Below are 17571 nucleotides of genomic sequence, written 5' to 3'. Positions count from 1 at the left end.
TTTACAGATAGTTAATGGAGGAAGAAACACATGAAAGTATTAATCGCAGATGATGAGCAAGATATGCTGAAAATTTTAAAAGCTTATTTCGAGAAAGAAGGATTCCAAGTTCTCCTAGCAAAGGATGGGGAAGAAGCACTTGAAATATTTTATGAAGAAAAAATTGATTTGGCTATTTTAGACTGGATGATGCCAAAAAGGAATGGAATCTCTGTATGTCAGGAAATCAAAAAGAACTCGAGCGTGAAAGTATTGATGCTTACTGCTAAAAGTGAAAATGAAGATGAACTTGCGGCCTTGCAAAGCGGAGCGGACGAATATGTCAAAAAGCCATTTCATCCAGGTATATTACTGACAAGAGCAAAAAAGCTGTTACATCAAGAGAATATCGTCCAAGTGCAAGATTTAAAAATAGATCTGACGAAAAATAAAGTATATAAAAATGAAAAGGAATTAGAAATTACAAAAACAGAGTTAGAATTAATAAAATGTTTTTTAAATCATAAAGGAACAATTTTAACACGAAAAAAGCTTTTAGATATTGTATGGGGATTTGATTATTTCGGAGATGAACGGACAGTTGATACACATGTTAGACGATTGAGGAAAAAAATAGGTGAAGAGATTATCAAAACGCATCGTGGTTTAGGATATAGTTTGGAGGATGCTCGTGAATAAGCTTGGTAGAAAACTGTTTCTAAGTATTTCCTTAACGATTATTCTTATTTTTACAATTTCGTTATTATTAATAAATTATTTTTTACCGAAATATAATATATACAAGACAAGAGAAGGTCTAAATAAAATTACTACTCAAATACAATCTGCGTCTGATGAAACACTAGTAGATGTGATCAATCGAATTGAGAATGAAAACAATGTAACAATAGTTTATACTTCTATAAAAGGCACAGAAGATGAAATGAATGACGCATTACGTTTGCAGCTTGCTCATAAGAGGGTGACATTGAATAAGCTTTGGATTACAAAAGAAGAGGTAATGAAAGTAAAGCGTTCTGGGCAATCGAATAAATTATATGATCAAGAGAAGCTAAAAGCTAGCTTTTTTGCAAAATATATCGCTAAAAATGATATGTTAATTTTAGTAGGGGTTTCGATTGCTCATTCAAACGAACTGATAGAGGCGCTTAACACATTTTATTTATATATTTTAGGATTTTCAATATTACTTGTCGTTGTACTTGTCTGGGTGCTATCCAAAACAATTACAACTCCATTAAAAGAATTAAGCGATGTCGCAGAAGATATTTCTAACCTTAAGTTTAAGCAATCGCAGGTAAAAACAAACGATGAAATTGGTGAATTAGCTAGTAGCATTAATATTATGAGTAATAAGTTACATGAAGCTCATCAAGATTTAACAGATAGAAATGAACATTTGAAGCAGTTTATGGGAGATATTACTCATGAACTAAAAACACCAATTGCATTAGTTAAGGCATATTCAATGGGGATTCAAGATGGACTAGATGATGGAACATATTTAGATACAATTATTAAACAAACGGATCAAATGTCAAATTTAATAGAGGAACTGCTTCGTTTTTCTAAAATTGAAAGAGACTTACTGCAGAAAGAAGAATTTCAGGTAGTATCACTTATTCAAAGTGTAATTGATAAACATGAAATTGAATTCCAAGCCAAAGATATACATTTACAAATAGATTGTCGTGTAGAAGATGTTAGTATTTATGCAGATTTTGATAAAATGAAAATGGTATTTCATAATTTAATTTCAAATGCAATCAAATATACAGAAAATCAAAATATTAAGATTGTATTGGAAGAAAGAAATGATTGGATATATTTTAGTATCCAAAATGGAATTAATCCTGAAGTAAGTGGAGATATCGAAAAAATTTGGGAACCATTTTATGTATTAGAAGCTTCACGTAATAAAGAAATATCAGGGACTGGATTAGGGTTAGCCATTGTAAAGAGTATTTTAGAACGACATGGTTTTGAGTACGGTGTCTTCATTATAAAAAATGAAATACAATTTTATATGTATATAGAAAAGAGTTTACTTTGTGTTAGTAAGATCTAAATGTTAAAAAATAAAAGCTCTCACAAATTAGGTATGACTCATTTGTGAGAGCTTTTTGTTTTTTCTTATTGTATGAAAGGGCGGTTTAGTTGAATAAGTGCGTACTTATTCAATCTTACTAATTTCTTCTATCCTTTATCCTTTTTTCAGCTGATTTTCAAGAAGGAAACGTCTATTTAGAATTAGGATTATAATGAATAGTTCTATAAATACTATGATGGATATCAGGTAAGAGATCTTGATACATCTGAGGATCTATTTTCCCATTATTTAGTGCAATATCTAATTGTTTTTTTTGTTCTATTGCAAAATAATGGATTAACTTTGCCTCATCTATGCCTTTTTTAGATGCAAACTCAGCTAGAGTTATTCCTTGCTTCATTGCATTGTTATATTCATTTGGACTTGAATTTAAAAATTTTAATAATTCTTGTTGATTTACTGTATATGTGAATACCTGTCCTTCTTTAGCGTAACTTACAGGAATTTTAGCATTCAAAAATGTTATGAAGCAACAAAAACATAATATCCAACATATCTTTTTCATAAAAGCACCTCAGTTTTCTTTTATATAATTTGATAGTATAGTTTATCCCGCATTAACGGGCAGTCATACTCCCACCTCAAAATTCGGCGGGAGCAAAGAAGTTAGGTGGGAGATAAACTGCCCGTAAAAGCCCGATTGGTGAGGGCTGATAATCAGTGGGGATGAAGAAAACCCCCACTGATTAAAGTTTCACTTTATAAAAATTACTTTATATGAGGCATCACCACATGCCCATCACCTGAAGAAAGGGTTGTTCCCAAAAACAAAAAAATGATATAAATAACTAAATTCGTTTTGGGGATACTTCACGGTACTAGGTTTGATGGCAATGGGGCGGTATCCCCTATATACAAAAACAGAGGGCAGATATACATCCCCCTCTTGTGTCCAACCAATATTATTCTTGCTCGTCCATAATTTTCTCAAATGCGGCAGATACTTTTTCAAATTCCTCGTCACTCTCAATGTATGAGAATTCACTATCTTCTTCTACTTTTAAAAAGAAGATATCAATGTCTTCCTCTGTTTCCGTCTGAATGTCTTCTACAAAGCCAACAGCAATGTATTCTGCTCCTTCGACATTCATCTTTCCGAGCACTTCAACTTCCTGCTCCTCATTACTCTCATCGCTAAGGGTAAAAATTTCGCCTACTTCAATTTCTGACATATTCATTCTCCTCCTGTTATACTCTAAAAAATAGAACGTTCAAATCGTATACTTACTGGTATATCTTTCCATAAAAAATCAAATTAATGCGCAAAGAACAACAATTTCTTGCTGCTTCAGCGTAAGAATCAAACGAAAAGGACATCATCTGTGAATATGAATGAATACATTTTAGGTTCTCGTCACATGCGCATCAACTTAAGAAATGGGTTGTCCCAAAAACAAAAAAATGAGTTGAACTCTCATAAATAACTGTAAAACAATAAATTTTTCGTTTTGGGGACATTTCAAAATATTAGCTTGATGGGCATGTGTCGGTACACATAAGTAGCAGAAAATCAAGTTTCACTTAACAGAAAAATATATAAACTATTATCTTAACTGTGTATGAGTACTGCCAGTATATTTACCAGTTCATCGTCGTTTGGATTTATGCTCCTATATTGAATATATTATCCTCTTTGAATAATAGTATGTTAACAAAAATCGTTCTTTTATTTTTTAATTTCATTCTGTCAAATAGTTGTCACATGAACATTTTATAGTAGGGGTATACAAGATTAAACATATACAATATAGGGGATGAATCTATGAAACAATTATTAAAATATATAGTAGTAATTTGCACGTTGACTCTTTTATGTTATGCAGCTTATATGAAGTATGAAAAACAAAAAGAAATAGAAAATAATAAATTAGTAATTAGTGAAGTTTCAAAGCAGTATGGTATACCGGAATGGATTCCACTTACAATTGCCGATCATGAAACAAAATTTAATCGAAAAGCTGTTGGAGATAAAGGGACATCTTTTGGATTATTTCAGTTACATCGGGGTGGATTAGCACCTGCGCAACTAACAGAAGAGAATTTAAAAGATGCAAAAACGAATGCGACAATAGCAATTTCGCATATGGTAAATTCCTATAAACGTGGCGTAAACAAAGGATTAACAGAGTTAGCGCTTTTAAAATATGTGGCCAATACATCGGGATGGCCTGGAAATTTAGGAGAAGAATGGACAGATAACAATACAAAATACAACGTAGGGTTAGAAAAATCTTATGAAGTATATAAGAGAGGTTAAAATATTACAAATTTCTCAAGTTTTCACCTATTTATAAACTGAATTTTCTGTTATTTTGTTGTATAGTGAAAGAAGTGATAGAAAAATATAAAGGGGGAAGAAATTTGAAGAAAAAGAAGCTAGTAGTCGCACTCTCAGCAATGTTTTCTTTAACACTTACATCAAGTATCTCTAGTATTACAGTACATGCAGAAAAGAGCGAAGAAAGTTCGATAACATTTTCTTCGATACCGTTAAATGGTAAAGTGCCAGAAACATTAGCACAGTCGACAAAGATAGAGTTGGAAAATGGAATGACGAAGCCTATTTATTCAATTGATGAGGCGATTGTAGAAAATTTATTTGTAGAAACTGAGATTGATAGTGACCGAGATGGGAAAAAGGATCGTGTATCAATAAAGGTAATGCGACCGAAAACAGAACCGGGTGTGAAAGTTCCTGTTATTTATGAAATGAGTCCTTATCGTTCAGGGATAAAGGATGTACCAGTTTATAATGTAGACGAAGAATTACATCCTATCGGAGGCAAACCTTATGCAGGGCCAGCTAACCTTGGCTCATATGGGAATTATTATGTTCCTCGTGGATATGCCGTTATTTTAGGAGAAAGCATTGGTACTGGGAAATCAGATGGATGCCCAACAACTGGTGACGAACAAGAAATTCTTGGTACAAAATCTGTCATTGATTGGGTAAATGGAAGAGCAAAAGCATTCACAGAAGATGGTAAGGAAATACAGGCGGATTGGTCTACTGGAAATATTGGTATGACGGGTGTCTCTTATAATGGAACATTACCGAATGCGGTTGCAACAACAGGAGTTGAAGGATTAAAAACAATTATTCCGATTGCCGCAATTAGTAGCTGGTATGATTATTACCGTGCAAATGGGGCGGTTGTTGCACCAGGTGGTTATCAAGGTGAAGATACAGATAATATGGCCGAAGCAGTGTTAACGAGAGAGAATCCTGAAGTTTGTCAAAAAATCACAAAAGAGCTAACTGAAGGGCAAGACCGAAAAACAGGAGATTATAATGATTTTTGGGATAAGCGTAACTACGTGAAGGATGCTAAAAATGTAAAGGCAAGTGTATTTGTTGTACATGGTTTAAACGATTGGAATGTAAAGACAAAACAATTTTCACAGTGGTGGGATGCTCTTGGAGAAAATAATATTCCTCGCAAAATGTGGTTACATCAAGGGGGACATGGTGGAACATCAAGTAATAACTGGCAGCAAACACAAAATAAATGGTTTGACTATTGGTTATACGGAATTGAAAATGGAATTATGAACGAACCGATGGTAGATGTACAACGAGAAAATAAAACGTGGCAAAAATTAAAAAATTGGCCAGATCCTGCGGCAGCTCCGTCTAAAATACGCATGCTTTTAAGTAATAAAGCAGTAGATTTACCACTTCGAATGGGTGCGATGCAACAAGTATCTTTATTGTTAGATGATGCAAAAATAAAATCGAATCAATTGATAGCAAATCCAGAATTAGAGTCACCAAATCGATTAGTATATGTAATGCCGAAGCTCGAAAAGGAAATGAGAATAAGTGGTACACCAAAAATTTCATTTAAGGGAAGTATTGATCGTCCAGTTTCAAATTTAACTGCATTACTTGTTGATTATGGCGGTGCGAAACCAGAAATTGTGACTAGAGGATGGATGGATGGATCCGCAAAACTTGAATGGAAAAGAACAGTCAACGCCAATTATACCAGGGAAAGATTACACATTTACATGGGACATGCAGCCGGATGATTATGTATTCCAAGCCGGCCATCAAATCGGAATCGTATTAATTGCAAGTGACTATGACTATACGATTCGTCCAAAAGCAGGAACGAAACTTACGGTGAAATTAAGTGAATTAACATTACCAATTGTAAAATAGAAAGAAGCCTCCACATTCGGAGGCTTTGTTTTTTTGTATTGAAAACAAGAGATGGATGTTAATATAAAATTCTCAAAAGGATGTTATAAAGGAGGGAAGAAGGAGAGCGCTTTTTTTACTAAAAGGATATACAGCAGTATAGGTAGTATGCTATTTTGAAATAACAACAGATTTATTATATAATATTTTCGTATTAATAATGGATAATTGTAATTTTTAAAATAAGGAGATACCTATGAAAGATGTAGATTTTATACTAGAAAGTGATGAAACATTAAAGCCATCTGAACGATTAGTATTATTACTATTAGAAAAACATAGAATTTTATATACAAATGATCTACTAGCACTATCTAATTTATCATATAAAACATTAACGGATTCATTAACAGAACTCGTAGTAAAATCATACGTATTAAAAGAGACGGGAAAGGGAAGGAAGCAAAACTGCTATAGGTTAATGTAGGCGTTATTGTAACTATAAAAGAATATAAAATTTAATCATTTTTCAAATAGAATATAAAAACGATTTTTAAATTCCATTTGAAAAATCCGAATAGACGCTGTCTAACTATCATTTTTTTATTAAAACTAATCATTGTGTTCTAATTTATAAAGAAATATCTTAATTTAAAAAATGAAGGGCGATCAATTTGGATATTATGCATTTTTGTATTTTTAAAAAATAAAAAATACATTTAATATAAAAATATGTTTTATTTAAATCTCAAGCAGTTCATTTTTGAAATATACTGTTTTTTATTATGAATTTTTTTATATAATTAATGAAAATGAAGAAATACTTATAATATTATTATGTAAATTGAAATAGATTGAAAAGGAATTTCCCATGTTTAATAGAATTATTTTATAGCCAGAAAATAAAATGAGTCTATGTAAAAGGGGGATAACAATGGATTCAATTGTAGCAATTACAAATGCAGTAATGAATGGAGAAGAGGAGAAGGTAGTGGGATTAATAAATGAGGATCAAGATCTTGTGCATTCTTATAGTGAGGATGGCTGGACACCTCTTCATTTAGCAGCTTATTTTGGTTATAGAGAAATTGCAAATTTCCTTCTGAAAAAGGGTGCCCATTTACATGTGAAAGCGAAGAATCAAAATGAAAATACACCTCTTCAAGCAGCGATTGCAAACAAAAAAATTGAACTAGCTACATTTTTAATCGAGCAAGGGGCAGATGTTAATGCTGTACAAAGTGGTGGTTGGACAGGACTTCATGAAGCGACTTTATTAGGCGATGAAAAAATAGTAGCATTACTTATTGAAAATGGAGCGGATAAAAGTATTAAGAAAGATGATGGTAAAACAGCATATGATATCGCATTAGAGAAAGGACATCAGCATCTACTACACCTTGTATAAAGAAAATCGAAATAAAAAATACATATATAATATGAGAATAATAGAGTAACAAAAAAGATTGGTAGCATTGCATTGCTACCAATCTTTTTTTAGAAGTCTTGTATATATGCCAATTCTGCTTCTAATAGAAGCGGGCGTATAGAAGCAGCTGCATTTTCGGCTGCTTGATTAGCTGTTTTTGCTCCGGGAATAGCAACAGATACAGCAGGATGCGATAATACATAACGAAGGGCCAGTTGCCCTAAAGTTCGTTTAGAGTTTGAAAGTGATCTCAATTTCTCAACCTTTCGTAAATCATCTTGAAACCATGTTTCTTTTGGCCAATCTTGTCGTAAATCACCATCAGGAAATGTTGTTTGTTCTGTAAACTTTCCAGTCAATATCCCCATTTTTAATGGCCCCCGAATAACGGCTCCTAAGTTTTTCTCTTGTAAGTAAGGTAAAATAGCATCTTCAGGTTCTCGGTTTAGTATGCTGTAGTCAAGTTGTACAACATCAATTTTCCCGTCTTTATTAAAGTTTTTAATATATTGTAAGTCATGCGTAGAAACACCAACTGCTCTTACTTTTCCATCTCGTTTTAAAATTTCAAATGCGCGAAGGAAGGCTTCGGTTTCTTCTTTTTTATCCCACCAAATATGACAAAAATAAACATCAATGTAATCTGTTTGAAGGCGGAGTAAACTCGTTTCAAATACTGCAATTACCTTTTCTGCTGTATCGTAGACAGGTTCTCTATTAGGATCATAGTGATGACCAATTAACCCTCCCTTTGTGGAAAGAACGATATCATTTCGATGTTCTTTTATTGCTTGTGCCACTAATTTTTCGCTATGCCCTAAACCATATACATCAGCGGTATCAATAAAATTCACTCCGTATTCAACTGCTTTTTTCATGGCAGAGATAGAATGTTTGTCATTTACAGGACCCCATTCATCACCGCCAATTGCCCATGCTCCAAATCCAATTTCAGAAACAGTTAAACCGGTTTTTCCTAATGCACGGTATTTCATTTGTTTACCTCCTTAATAAAAGGAATCCCTAATAAATTATTCAGTGAAAAAGCGAATGTGTCTGTGAGACCTTTTTGCTTAGCTTAAAAACATAAAACACTAATTTATAGCACAAAAAATAAAATTTTCATCTGAAATATAGAGATGTCGTCGAAAGCTATCTCTAATTGGTTAATTTATGAGATTTTTTTATGGAGGAGCTTATTTTACGAGAAGAGAATTTAGGGTAGTAAGAAAGTATGTCTGTGGTAGTGAAATAAAATGAGTTAGGGGGATTTAAAAAATGAGGAAACTCAAGAAAGTAAATGTTCCTAATACGCCACAACAGCAAATCCAGTCTAATGAATATCAAGTTATAAATAAGAAAAAATTACGCCGGTTTATTTTCGTTTTTATTTTTATTTTTTCCGCCACTTTTTATGTCCAATATATTCTTAATAAGCAACAAGAAATAATTGTAGAAAAGCGAGATACGATTAAAAATCAGCAAAAGCAATTAATTTCTTTAGAAAAAGATTCACGTTATTTAAAAAGCGAAGTTAATAATTTGACAGATAATGAAGAAGAAATTTTAAAGTATGCAAGAAAGGAGTATCAATTCTCTAAGCCGAATGAAACTATATTTGTACTGCCTAAGTAAATAAGCAGTGTTGAAAAGGAAAATGTCTGTTAAAAATAGTTAGCAAATTGAGCAGTACCTCCAATTGTTAGACACAACCTAACAATTGGAGGTACTGTTTTTTTGACTGCTTTTAAGAGGGAGTGTGTCATAATTGAATATTTGTAGGTGATATAATTTTCCAAAAGGAGAGGTTATATGAAAAAAGCGGACTTTATATATGAATTAGAGAAACGGATTGAAAGGATAAACGGAGAAATAAGCGTCATAATACAAGGGGAAATTGCGTATCGGTACAATGAACAATTTGTACATCCATCAGCTAGTCTTATTAAGTTACCTATTCTTTCGTGTGTGATAGAAACGATGAAGGGTGGAATTTTAAATCTATATGAAGTAATTCCTGTTTCATCTCTTGAAAAGACTGGCGGAAGCGGTATTGTTGCTTCATTACATACACCAAATGTAACGATACAAGATCTTATTACATTGATGATTACAGTTTCTGATAACACTGCGACAAATTGGCTTATAAATAAGTTGAAAATGAATCGTATTCAAGAACATATTGATTCACTGCAGTTAAATGGAACGAAACTACAACGATATATGATGCAACCACCTAAAGAACCGGGAAAGGATAATTTTACAACAGCTGAAGATATTGTGTCTCTACTAAAGCGTTATGAGAATGAAGAACAATTTTATAACCCGCTTCAAAATCAACAATTTACTTATAAATTATGTGGGAAGTTAGATGGGCTGAAAGGACTTTTAACAGCGAACAAAACGGGAGAACTGCAAACTGTTACACATGATGCTGCAAGGATGAACATAAATAACCAAACGGTATATGTAGCCGTCTTAAGCTCAAATGTTGAATGTGTAAATCATACAAATTATATATTTTCAGAGATTGGAAGCCTAATTGTCCAGTATTTACTAAAATAAATATTGTTAAAATTCTGTCAAATATATATAATATTTAGTAAGCGGATACATTTCTTGATTAACGATGAGTTGTCAGCTCATTCGACTGTGAAGAAAACCGTTATCCTCGTATAAGAAAGGAAGATTTATGTGTACGCTTCTAATACGGTTTATATCGTAGGGGACGCAAAAGCACCTCAAAACAATCCGATTACAGAAAAATTTAAGAGTTATTTCGTTGCATTTGTTGTTGAAAAAGATACAGGAAAGATTGTAGATGCGGATTGTTCAGCAACCATTTCATTGACGAGTCAGTTTGTAAAACATTTATTTCTACATAGAAATATAAATGACCCACAATTAGTAGAAGAGATTAGAACTCGGTATTTCGGATCGTCTCAAAAAGCATTGCTTGTAGCTTTAAAAGATGCACAAAAAAAATATAATCAAATTGCTGCTTTGTCTACACATTCATAGACAAAATCCAGCCATAAGATTCGTTTCTTATGGCTGGATTTTTTTATTGGACAGAAAGGGATGAATGAAATGAAAATCATAGATCTAATAGTAAAACGCCGTTATATCAAACTCCATACACCGTTTAAAACAGCGTTGCGCACTGTAACCGAAATTGAAAGTATCGATGTTTTTATTCATACAGATGAAGGGATTATAGGAAAAGGCGCTGGAACTGCGACACCAGTTATTACAGGAGATTTTGCGAGTGGAATGGAAGAAGCTATTTTAGGGTCGATCCGTTCTGTATTAATTGGGAAAGAATTGCAGCAATTTCAAACATTGTTGTTACAGATTCAAATGAGCTGTGTAGGAAATACGAGCGCAAAGGCAGCAGTTGATATGGCTTTATATGATATATATTGCCAGTTTCATAGTATCCCACTATATGCGTTACTAGGTGGACAGAAAGAGATTCAAACGGATATTACAGTAAGTGTTGATGAACCTATATTAATGGCGAAAGAAGCAAAAAGTCATGTGGAAAAAGGATTTAACACATTAAAAATTAAAGTTGGTAAATCAGCAGAATTGGATTTAGAACGCATTGAAGCGATTAGAAATGTTGTGCCGAAGGATGTAACTTTACGATTAGATGCAAATCAAGGATGGAGCCCCAAAGAAGCTGTATCGATTATTCGAGAAATGGAAAATAGAAATTTAAATATAGAATTCGTAGAGCAACCCGTTCACGCGAAAGATTGGGAAGGAATGAAATATGTAAAAGATCATGTGCAAACACCAATTATGGCTGATGAAAGTGTTTTTTTGGCGCAGGATGCTTTAAAACTTGTTCAAGGACAGTACGCTGATCTATTAAATATTAAATTAATGAAATGCGGCGGGATACGAGAAGCGTGGAAGATTGCTGATATTGCTGGGGCTGCTGGCGTGAAATGTATGGTTGGTAGCATGATGGAATCATCTCTTTCGGTGGCAGCAATTGCACATGTAGCTGCAGCTCATCCAAACATTCATTACTTTGATCTGGATGCTCCTTTATGGTTAATGGAAGAGCCAGGCGGAATCACATATAACGGACCAAAGGTAAACCTGCATCATGCAGTGAATATAAAATAAAGCTTTAGTTGTTAGCTTACAAGCTATAACCTGTTTGAGCAGGAAAATTATGAATAAAGGGGATGTGCTTATGAGGAAACTTATTACTGGGCTTTTTAGTAGTTTGTTAGTATTTTCATCTTTTTCTGTTGTAAATGCTGAAGAAGTAAAAAGTAATGAAGCATATGTCGATGTAGCAGCTGCAACGTTATGGACTGGACCCAATTTGCTTCGTCCAATTGATGAGCCAAGTGCGACGAATCCTGTTGATTTATGGAAATGGACGAAGTCGATGACTCTCGATGAAAAACTTTGGCTAACAAGTACTAATAAATTAGAAACACAAGCTTTGTTAGGGCAGGAAGTAACAATCATTGATCGGCAAGGTGAGTGGGCAAAAGTAGTAGTTCATGGTCAGCCAACGCCAAGAAATGAGGGTGGTTATCCAGGATGGGTCCCAATAAAACAACTAACCTATAATCAAGAATTTGCAGAGAAAAAGGAACAACCATTTGTTCTTATTACAAAGCCGACAGCTATTTTATACATTAATCCATCTGATAAATATAAGTCTTTAGAGGTTAGTTATAACACACGTTTACCATTAATAGGTGAAGATCATATATCGTATCGAGTATTGTTACCAAACGGACAAAAAGCATGGTTACGGAAAAATGACGGAAAAGTATATAAATCGCAAAATGATATTCCCCTTCCAACAGGCGATGATTTAGTGAATACTGGAGAATTGTTTTTAGGATTGCCATATATATGGGCTGGAACAAGTGGTTTCGGCTTTGACTGTTCTGGTTTTACACATACAATTTACAAATCTCATGGTATTACAATTCCACGTGACTCCGGTCCACAATCAAAAGCGGGGGTTGTTGTTGAAAAAGAACACTTACAAAAAGGTGACTTAATATTCTTTGCTTACAACCAAGGTAAAGGAAGTGTTCATCACGTAGGTATGTATATTGGCGATGGGAAAATGATCCACTCTCCAAACGCAGCGAAGACGGTTGAAATTATTCCTGTGAACACGCCAGGATACATTGAAGAATATGCAGGTGCGCGCCGTTATTTACCTTAATAAGAGAGAGTAATATAACAATAATACAAGGGGGTTTTTGAATGAACAAAGTTGTTCGTTTTTCATTAGTTAGTACGTTACTACTTTCTTCATTTTTAGCTGGCTGTGGAAAAGAAAAAACGACTACAAAACCAAAAGAAGAGAAGAAAATATTGCAGTTAACAGAAACAGGAGAAATTCCATCATTGAATTCCTTAAAAGTAACAGACGCTGTTTCATTTAACGTATTAAATAATGTAATGGAAGGGTTGTTTAGACTTTCAAAAAATGATGAGGTCATTCCTGGCATTGCGGAAAAGTATGAGGTGAGTAAAGATGGGAGAACATATACATTTCATTTACGTGATGCGAAATGGTCTAACGGTGATCCTGTAACAGCTCACGATTTTGAATTTGCTTGGAGACAACTTATTAATCCAGAAACAGGGTCTGAATATGCATATATTATGTATGACGTGAAAAATGCGGAAAAAATAAACAAGAAGCAGATGGGGCTGGACGAATTAGGAGTAAAAGCGCAAGATGAAAAAACTTTTACTGTAGAGTTAGAGCATCCTGTGCCATACTTTACAAAACTGCTTTGTTTACCATCTTTTTATCCAATTAATCCAAAGTATGCAAAGGGGCAAGGAGATAAATATGGTTTAGAAGCAAATACAACCATATATAATGGTCCATTTACATTATCAGAATGGAAGTACGAAGCAAGTTTTACGATGAAGAAAAACAATCAATATTGGGATAAAAAAGAAGTGAAGTTAGATGAAGTGAATTATCAAATTGTAAAAGAGATTTCGACGGTAGTAAATCTATATCAAACAGATAAAATCGATCGTGCTGTTATTTCAACAGAATTTGTTGATAAATATAAAAATGATAAAGAGTTGAAGCAATATACAGATCCTGTCATGTATTTCTTCCGTTTTAATGAAAACGTGCCGATTTTAAAAAATAAAAATGCTCGCCTTGCGCTAAGTATGGTTTTTGATAAGAAAGGATTAGCGACTTCATTTTTAAATGATGGATCAGTACCTGCCAACTATTACATTCCAAATGGCTTTTTGAAAGGGCCAGATAAAAAAGATTTTAGGGAAACAACGACAGAATTTAATAAAACGAATGTAAAACAAGCAAAGGAATATTGGGAAAAAGCAAAGCAAGAAACAGGAACGAATGAAGCTACGTTAGAAATGCTTAACTATGATTTAGAAAACTTTAAAAAAGTAGGAGAATATATTAAAGAGCAATTAGAAAAGAATTTACCAGGACTAACGGTGAATGTAAAACTACAGCCACATTCTCAAAAACTAGCATTAGAGAAAAAGAAAGAATATGAAATGTCATTATCACGTTGGGTACCTGATTATCCAGATCCAATGACGTATTTAGAAGTCTTTATTTCGGAAAGTGGTGTCAATAACACAGGCTATGCAAATCCAGAATATGATGCATTAATTAAGAAGATAAAGACGGAGTTAGGAAATGATGAAAAAGCACGTTGGAAAGCAATGCAAGATGCAGAAAAAATGCTTCTGGATGATGCTGTAATTGCACCGGTGTTCCAGCGCGGATTATCTTATTTACAAAAACCACACGTGAAAGAGTTATATGTACATCAATTCGGACCAGCGACTAGCTTGAAGTGGGCGGATGTGAAAAAATAAGAGGGAATACGAAAAACAGGAACGGCTTTTTAAGCTGTTCCTGTTTTTTTAATACAGGGGATTTTGAGGCGGGCAATTTGGGAAGGGGTGTATATCTTGGATTTGCCTAAAATCATAATGTTTCATTGCGAATTGTGCTTGATATAAGTACTCATACAAATAAATATGTCCACCGTGTACACCGCATAAAACTCCAGATGTCCCTTGACCGTTTACGAGAGAAACACCAACGGGCCGACCAATTAAATATTGTACTTTTTGTTGCCAGGGCATATGTGTATCACTCCTTTTAATGTAATGTACGATGCGGAGCGCTAAATGTTGCTTATCCTGGTGTCTGTTTCATTATCTTTTAATCTATAAGTAATGTTTAAACGGTATTATTTATATAGAATGCCCCTTGTTAAAATAACGGAAAATTCATATAATATATAATTGAATTTATCCTGCTATTTGCGGGCAGTAAAAGTCCGATTCGTTCAACCAATAATCAGTGGGGATGAAGAACCACCCCATTGATTAAAGTTTCACTTTATCTTTGGGAGGTTTATATGAAATTTACAGACCCTATTTATAAAGCAATCCATATTCAAGATACAGAAATTTTAGATTTAATAAATACAAATGCTTTTCGGAGATTATCGTCAATTAAACAACAAGGAAATACTTATTTCCTACATCCTAGTGCTGTACATACAAGATTCGGACATTCTTTAGGCGTATATGAATTAATGAATAAGGTAATAAGCCATCTTACTTCTATTGGAGATATTAGAATTTCTGAGCACGATACGAAGGTGGCAACTGTTGCTGCACTGTTACACGATATTGGACATGGACCTTTTTCACATTGTTTTCAAAAAATTTCTGGAGAAGATCATGGTGAGTGGACAATAAAGATTATTGAAGAAGATGAACAAATTCGTAGCATCTTAAACAGAATTCCAAACTTGTTAGAAGATGTTGTGAAGGTGCTAAAAGGAGAAGGGGAATTTCAAGTTATTGAAGAAATTATGTATTCGTGGCTTGGCATTGATCAATTAGATTATTGGAACCGGGATTTATATTATTCATCATTGCAGCTGAAACCAATCTCAATTGATAACCTTATATTGACGCTGCGCTTTGTGGATGATCGATTAGTTATGGAAGAAGAAGGAATTCCGTATATTGAGCATTTAGTGAAAGTGAAGAAAAATCTATACGATACAGGATTTGGACATCCTTTTGTTGTTGGGAAAGATTTGTTATTACGAGAGATTTTCCGCATAATGCAAGAAAAAAAGATTCCATTTGTTATTTCTGATTTAAAAGTGTTCTTTAATAAGCAGGAAGGAGAACGACTTCTAACAGATTTCTTAGTTTTAAATGACGAGACCATTTACAATGAGATAAAAACACTTTCAATGAATAAAGAGACAGAGGCAGCAGCTTTAGCACATCTCTATCTCTCCTCATCCAGTAGTCTACAATGGATGGAAGGTAAGCCGTTTAACGCTAAAATGAATAGAGAAGATGTTTCAATTTTAGACGTTATCATTGAAAAGAAAAATTACAGCTCTTACACAGGTGGTATCTTTGTAAAAAAAGATGATGGCCTACATGATATTATGCACAGCTCAAATTATATTAGAGAAATAGCTCGCCTGCCGTTAAAGGAACATACTTATTTCTTGGAGAAATCTGGGTTAATCATAAAAAAATAGGGGCAAAATTGCTCCTATTTTTTTATGATCGCATAGAGAAATGGAAAAGTGATTTTAAAAATCGATATAACCTTGTTACTAGCAATGGCGATTATGGATAAATTCAAATACATTTCTCTAACCTATGTCATCCTCAAATTAGAAGATGGTGTATATTGATAATTCTATGTTTAATGTATGAAAAATTTATCTGTAGCCTTTGTATTACGATAATCAATTATTGATTGTTGTTAGTATCATTTTCATTTTGTCTTTCATCTTGCTGTTTTTGTTCAGAAGGCTCTTCTGTTGGGTCTGGTTCTTGTTCATCAACACCGGGATTGCAACCAAATAATAATCCTGTTGATAAAACTGTAGCCATTAGAGCGAATAAATATTTTTTCTTTTTCATGGAATGTTTCCTCCTTTTTATCAAGCTGCCATTAATATTTACTTGGAAAGAGGATACTATGTAGAATTTAGGATTACTTTTTTTTCCATCGTATTTGTTTAAAATCAATAAAATTTAAAGAATGGGATAAAATTGTACTAACATCAATTGCTAGGAGATATTAGTGATGAAGCTGTCTTATTTAACACTAGAATTAGTAATTGGATTCTTTTTTTATTTCTCCTTATAAAAGTACTTGGTAAAAAAATAATAAATCAAGCTTCACCATTTACATTTATTGCGGCGATTGTTTTAGGAGAGTTACTAGGAAATGCGTTATATGATGATAAGGTGGGAGTGCAATATGTCATCTACGCTATGTGTTTATGGGGAGGTTTATTGTTTGGGGTTGAAATTTTAGGGCAAAAGTTTTTAAAAATGCGCAGATTTTTTGAAGGAAAACCGGCGGTGTTGATTCGAAATGGGATAGTAAATCACGATCAGCTTAAAAAAAGTCGTATGAACTTAAATCAGCTTCAAAGTTTATTACGACAATCCGAAACTTTTTCAATGCGTGAGGTTGCATATTGTTATTTAGAAGCAAACGGTTCACTTAGTATATTGAAAAAGTCAGCTTATCAAAAGACAACGCAAGAAGACTTTAATCTTCCAAGAACGTCCGTTCATGTTCCTGTAACGATTATTAGAGATGGAGAAGTATTGCAGGATGAACTAAATGATATTGGAAGAGATGAGCAATGGATAAAATATGAACTAAAAAAACAGGGGATTACTGAGTATAAACATGTATTTATTGCAGAGTGGCTAGAAGGGGATGGATTATTCGTTCAAACTTTTGATTGTAAAATATAGTGGTTTGAGATTGCTGTTTATACCTTCATATAATAAAAAATAGGGGCATTGTATGCGCCTATT

At 33.5% G+C, this 17571-nt stretch carries 17 protein-coding genes and 2 pseudogenes; 14 read left to right on the top strand and 5 right to left on the bottom strand.

All coding sequences use genetic code 11. The features are described from left to right. Positions 1-30: 30 nt before the first annotated feature. Together LOK41_RS09100 and LOK41_RS09095 are read left to right on the top strand one after the other, a co-directional pair. On the top strand, positions 31-678 hold the full coding sequence (locus tag LOK41_RS09100; RefSeq protein WP_241816182.1) for a response regulator transcription factor: 648 nt from the start codon (positions 31-33) through the stop codon (positions 676-678). Beyond that, entirely contained in the window at positions 671-2068 is a 1398-nt protein-coding gene (locus LOK41_RS09095) for a sensor histidine kinase (protein ID WP_241816181.1), read from the top strand. Before LOK41_RS09100 ends, LOK41_RS09095 begins: the two co-directional genes overlap by 8 nt. Positions 2069-2240: 172 nt before the next feature. Here the strand turns inward: LOK41_RS09095 and LOK41_RS09090 are convergent, their stop codons facing one another. Together LOK41_RS09090 and LOK41_RS09085 are read right to left on the bottom strand one after the other, a co-directional pair. Next, positions 2241-2567, bottom strand: a complete 327-nt coding sequence (locus tag LOK41_RS09090; RefSeq protein ID WP_241816180.1) for a hypothetical protein — start codon at positions 2565-2567, stop codon at positions 2241-2243. A gap of 445 nt (positions 2568-3012) precedes the next feature. Continuing rightward, positions 3013-3282, bottom strand: coding sequence for a DUF1292 domain-containing protein (locus tag LOK41_RS09085; RefSeq protein WP_241816179.1), 270 nt, complete (start codon positions 3280-3282; stop codon positions 3013-3015). 590 nt (positions 3283-3872) lie between these two features. Here LOK41_RS09085 and LOK41_RS09080 point away from each other — a divergent pair. From LOK41_RS09080 to LOK41_RS09065, 4 genes and pseudogenes are all read left to right on the top strand, one after another. Further along, positions 3873-4367 (top strand): transglycosylase SLT domain-containing protein, encoded by a 495-nt coding sequence (locus tag LOK41_RS09080; protein ID WP_241816178.1) that lies wholly within the window; start codon positions 3873-3875, stop codon positions 4365-4367. A 104-nt stretch (positions 4368-4471) separates the two neighbouring features. Continuing rightward, positions 4472-6275, top strand: a pseudogene (locus LOK41_RS09075) (Xaa-Pro dipeptidyl-peptidase). Between the two features lie 235 nt (positions 6276-6510). Further along, positions 6511-6741 carry a hypothetical protein gene (locus LOK41_RS09070; RefSeq protein ID WP_033676126.1) on the top strand — a complete coding sequence of 77 codons (231 nt, stop codon included), beginning with the start codon at positions 6511-6513 and terminating at the stop codon, positions 6739-6741. 447 nt (positions 6742-7188) lie between these two features. Beyond that, positions 7189-7662 (top strand): ankyrin repeat domain-containing protein, encoded by a 474-nt coding sequence (locus LOK41_RS09065; protein WP_241816177.1) that lies wholly within the window; start codon positions 7189-7191, stop codon positions 7660-7662. Positions 7663-7751: 89 nt separating this feature from the next. Here LOK41_RS09065 and LOK41_RS09060 read toward each other — a convergent pair whose 3' ends face one another. Next, positions 7752-8678, bottom strand: coding sequence for an aldo/keto reductase (locus LOK41_RS09060; protein WP_241816176.1), 927 nt, complete (start codon positions 8676-8678; stop codon positions 7752-7754). 283 nt (positions 8679-8961) lie between these two features. On the opposite strand from LOK41_RS09060, the gene LOK41_RS09055 reads away from it, so the two are divergent. The 6 genes from LOK41_RS09055 (at position 8962) to LOK41_RS09030 (ending at position 14559) form a co-directional block, all read left to right on the top strand. Beyond that, positions 8962-9318 (top strand): FtsB family cell division protein, encoded by a 357-nt coding sequence (locus tag LOK41_RS09055; RefSeq protein WP_241816175.1) that lies wholly within the window; start codon positions 8962-8964, stop codon positions 9316-9318. A 177-nt stretch (positions 9319-9495) separates the two neighbouring features. Continuing rightward, positions 9496-10248, top strand: a complete 753-nt coding sequence (locus LOK41_RS09050) for a serine hydrolase (RefSeq protein ID WP_241816174.1) — start codon at positions 9496-9498, stop codon at positions 10246-10248. A 129-nt stretch (positions 10249-10377) separates the two neighbouring features. After that, on the top strand, positions 10378-10704 hold the full coding sequence (locus LOK41_RS09045; RefSeq protein ID WP_241816173.1) for a DUF3870 domain-containing protein: 327 nt from the start codon (positions 10378-10380) through the stop codon (positions 10702-10704). A 69-nt stretch (positions 10705-10773) separates the two neighbouring features. Further along, positions 10774-11823: a dipeptide epimerase gene (locus tag LOK41_RS09040; RefSeq protein ID WP_241816172.1), complete on the top strand. Its 1050-nt coding sequence runs from the start codon at positions 10774-10776 to the stop codon at positions 11821-11823. Positions 11824-11893: 70 nt separating this feature from the next. Then, positions 11894-12895, top strand: a complete 1002-nt coding sequence (locus LOK41_RS09035) for a C40 family peptidase (protein WP_241816171.1) — start codon at positions 11894-11896, stop codon at positions 12893-12895. Between the two features lie 41 nt (positions 12896-12936). Beyond that, on the top strand, positions 12937-14559 hold the full coding sequence (locus LOK41_RS09030; RefSeq protein ID WP_241816170.1) for a peptide ABC transporter substrate-binding protein: 1623 nt from the start codon (positions 12937-12939) through the stop codon (positions 14557-14559). A 48-nt stretch (positions 14560-14607) separates the two neighbouring features. Here the strand turns inward: LOK41_RS09030 and LOK41_RS09025 are convergent, their stop codons facing one another. After that, positions 14608-14832, bottom strand: coding sequence for a hypothetical protein (locus tag LOK41_RS09025; protein ID WP_241816169.1), 225 nt, complete (start codon positions 14830-14832; stop codon positions 14608-14610). A 278-nt stretch (positions 14833-15110) separates the two neighbouring features. Here LOK41_RS09025 and LOK41_RS09020 point away from each other — a divergent pair, with 278 nt between their 5' ends. Next, entirely contained in the window at positions 15111-16265 is a 1155-nt protein-coding gene (locus LOK41_RS09020; RefSeq protein ID WP_241816168.1) for an HD domain-containing protein, read from the top strand. Between the two features lie 217 nt (positions 16266-16482). On the opposite strand, the gene LOK41_RS09015 is transcribed toward LOK41_RS09020, so the two are convergent. Beyond that, positions 16483-16656 (bottom strand): hypothetical protein, encoded by a 174-nt coding sequence (locus LOK41_RS09015; protein WP_241816167.1) that lies wholly within the window; start codon positions 16654-16656, stop codon positions 16483-16485. A gap of 166 nt (positions 16657-16822) precedes the next feature. On the opposite strand from LOK41_RS09015, the pseudogene LOK41_RS09010 reads away from it, so the two are divergent. Then, a pseudogene (locus LOK41_RS09010) lies at positions 16823-17508 on the top strand (DUF421 domain-containing protein). Positions 17509-17571: the final 63 nt, after the last annotated feature.

The organism is Bacillus sp. TL12 (assembly GCF_022625245.1).
Taxonomy (GTDB): domain Bacteria; phylum Bacillota; class Bacilli; order Bacillales; family Bacillaceae_G; genus Bacillus_A.
The sequence above is the reverse complement of the archived record's forward strand: the minus strand, read 5'-3'. Positions and strand labels throughout refer to the sequence as shown.

Excerpts from the sequence above, each read along its gene's own strand:
- LOK41_RS09040 (WP_241816172.1), top strand. The coding sequence starts at position 10,774 with ATGAAAATCATAGATCTAATAGTAAAACGCCGTTATATCAAACTCCAT.
- LOK41_RS09065 (WP_241816177.1), top strand. The coding sequence starts at position 7,189 with ATGGATTCAATTGTAGCAATTACAAATGCAGTAATGAATGGAGAAGAG.
- LOK41_RS09035 (WP_241816171.1), top strand. The coding sequence starts at position 11,894 with ATGAGGAAACTTATTACTGGGCTTTTTAGTAGTTTGTTAGTATTTTCA.
- LOK41_RS09020 (WP_241816168.1), top strand. The coding sequence starts at position 15,111 with ATGAAATTTACAGACCCTATTTATAAAGCAATCCATATTCAAGATACA.
- LOK41_RS09080 (WP_241816178.1), top strand. The coding sequence starts at position 3,873 with ATGAAACAATTATTAAAATATATAGTAGTAATTTGCACGTTGACTCTT.
- LOK41_RS09055 (WP_241816175.1), top strand. The coding sequence starts at position 8,962 with ATGAGGAAACTCAAGAAAGTAAATGTTCCTAATACGCCACAACAGCAA.
- LOK41_RS09030 (WP_241816170.1), top strand. The coding sequence starts at position 12,937 with ATGAACAAAGTTGTTCGTTTTTCATTAGTTAGTACGTTACTACTTTCT.
- LOK41_RS09085 (WP_241816179.1), bottom strand. The coding sequence starts at position 3,282 with ATGTCAGAAATTGAAGTAGGCGAAATTTTTACCCTTAGCGATGAGAGT.
- LOK41_RS09060 (WP_241816176.1), bottom strand. The coding sequence starts at position 8,678 with ATGAAATACCGTGCATTAGGAAAAACCGGTTTAACTGTTTCTGAAATT.
- LOK41_RS09050 (WP_241816174.1), top strand. The coding sequence starts at position 9,496 with ATGAAAAAAGCGGACTTTATATATGAATTAGAGAAACGGATTGAAAGG.
- LOK41_RS09025 (WP_241816169.1), bottom strand. The coding sequence starts at position 14,832 with ATGCCCTGGCAACAAAAAGTACAATATTTAATTGGTCGGCCCGTTGGT.
- LOK41_RS09100 (WP_241816182.1), top strand. The coding sequence starts at position 31 with ATGAAAGTATTAATCGCAGATGATGAGCAAGATATGCTGAAAATTTTA.
- LOK41_RS09015 (WP_241816167.1), bottom strand. The coding sequence starts at position 16,656 with ATGAAAAAGAAAAAATATTTATTCGCTCTAATGGCTACAGTTTTATCA.
- LOK41_RS09070 (WP_033676126.1), top strand. The coding sequence starts at position 6,511 with ATGAAAGATGTAGATTTTATACTAGAAAGTGATGAAACATTAAAGCCA.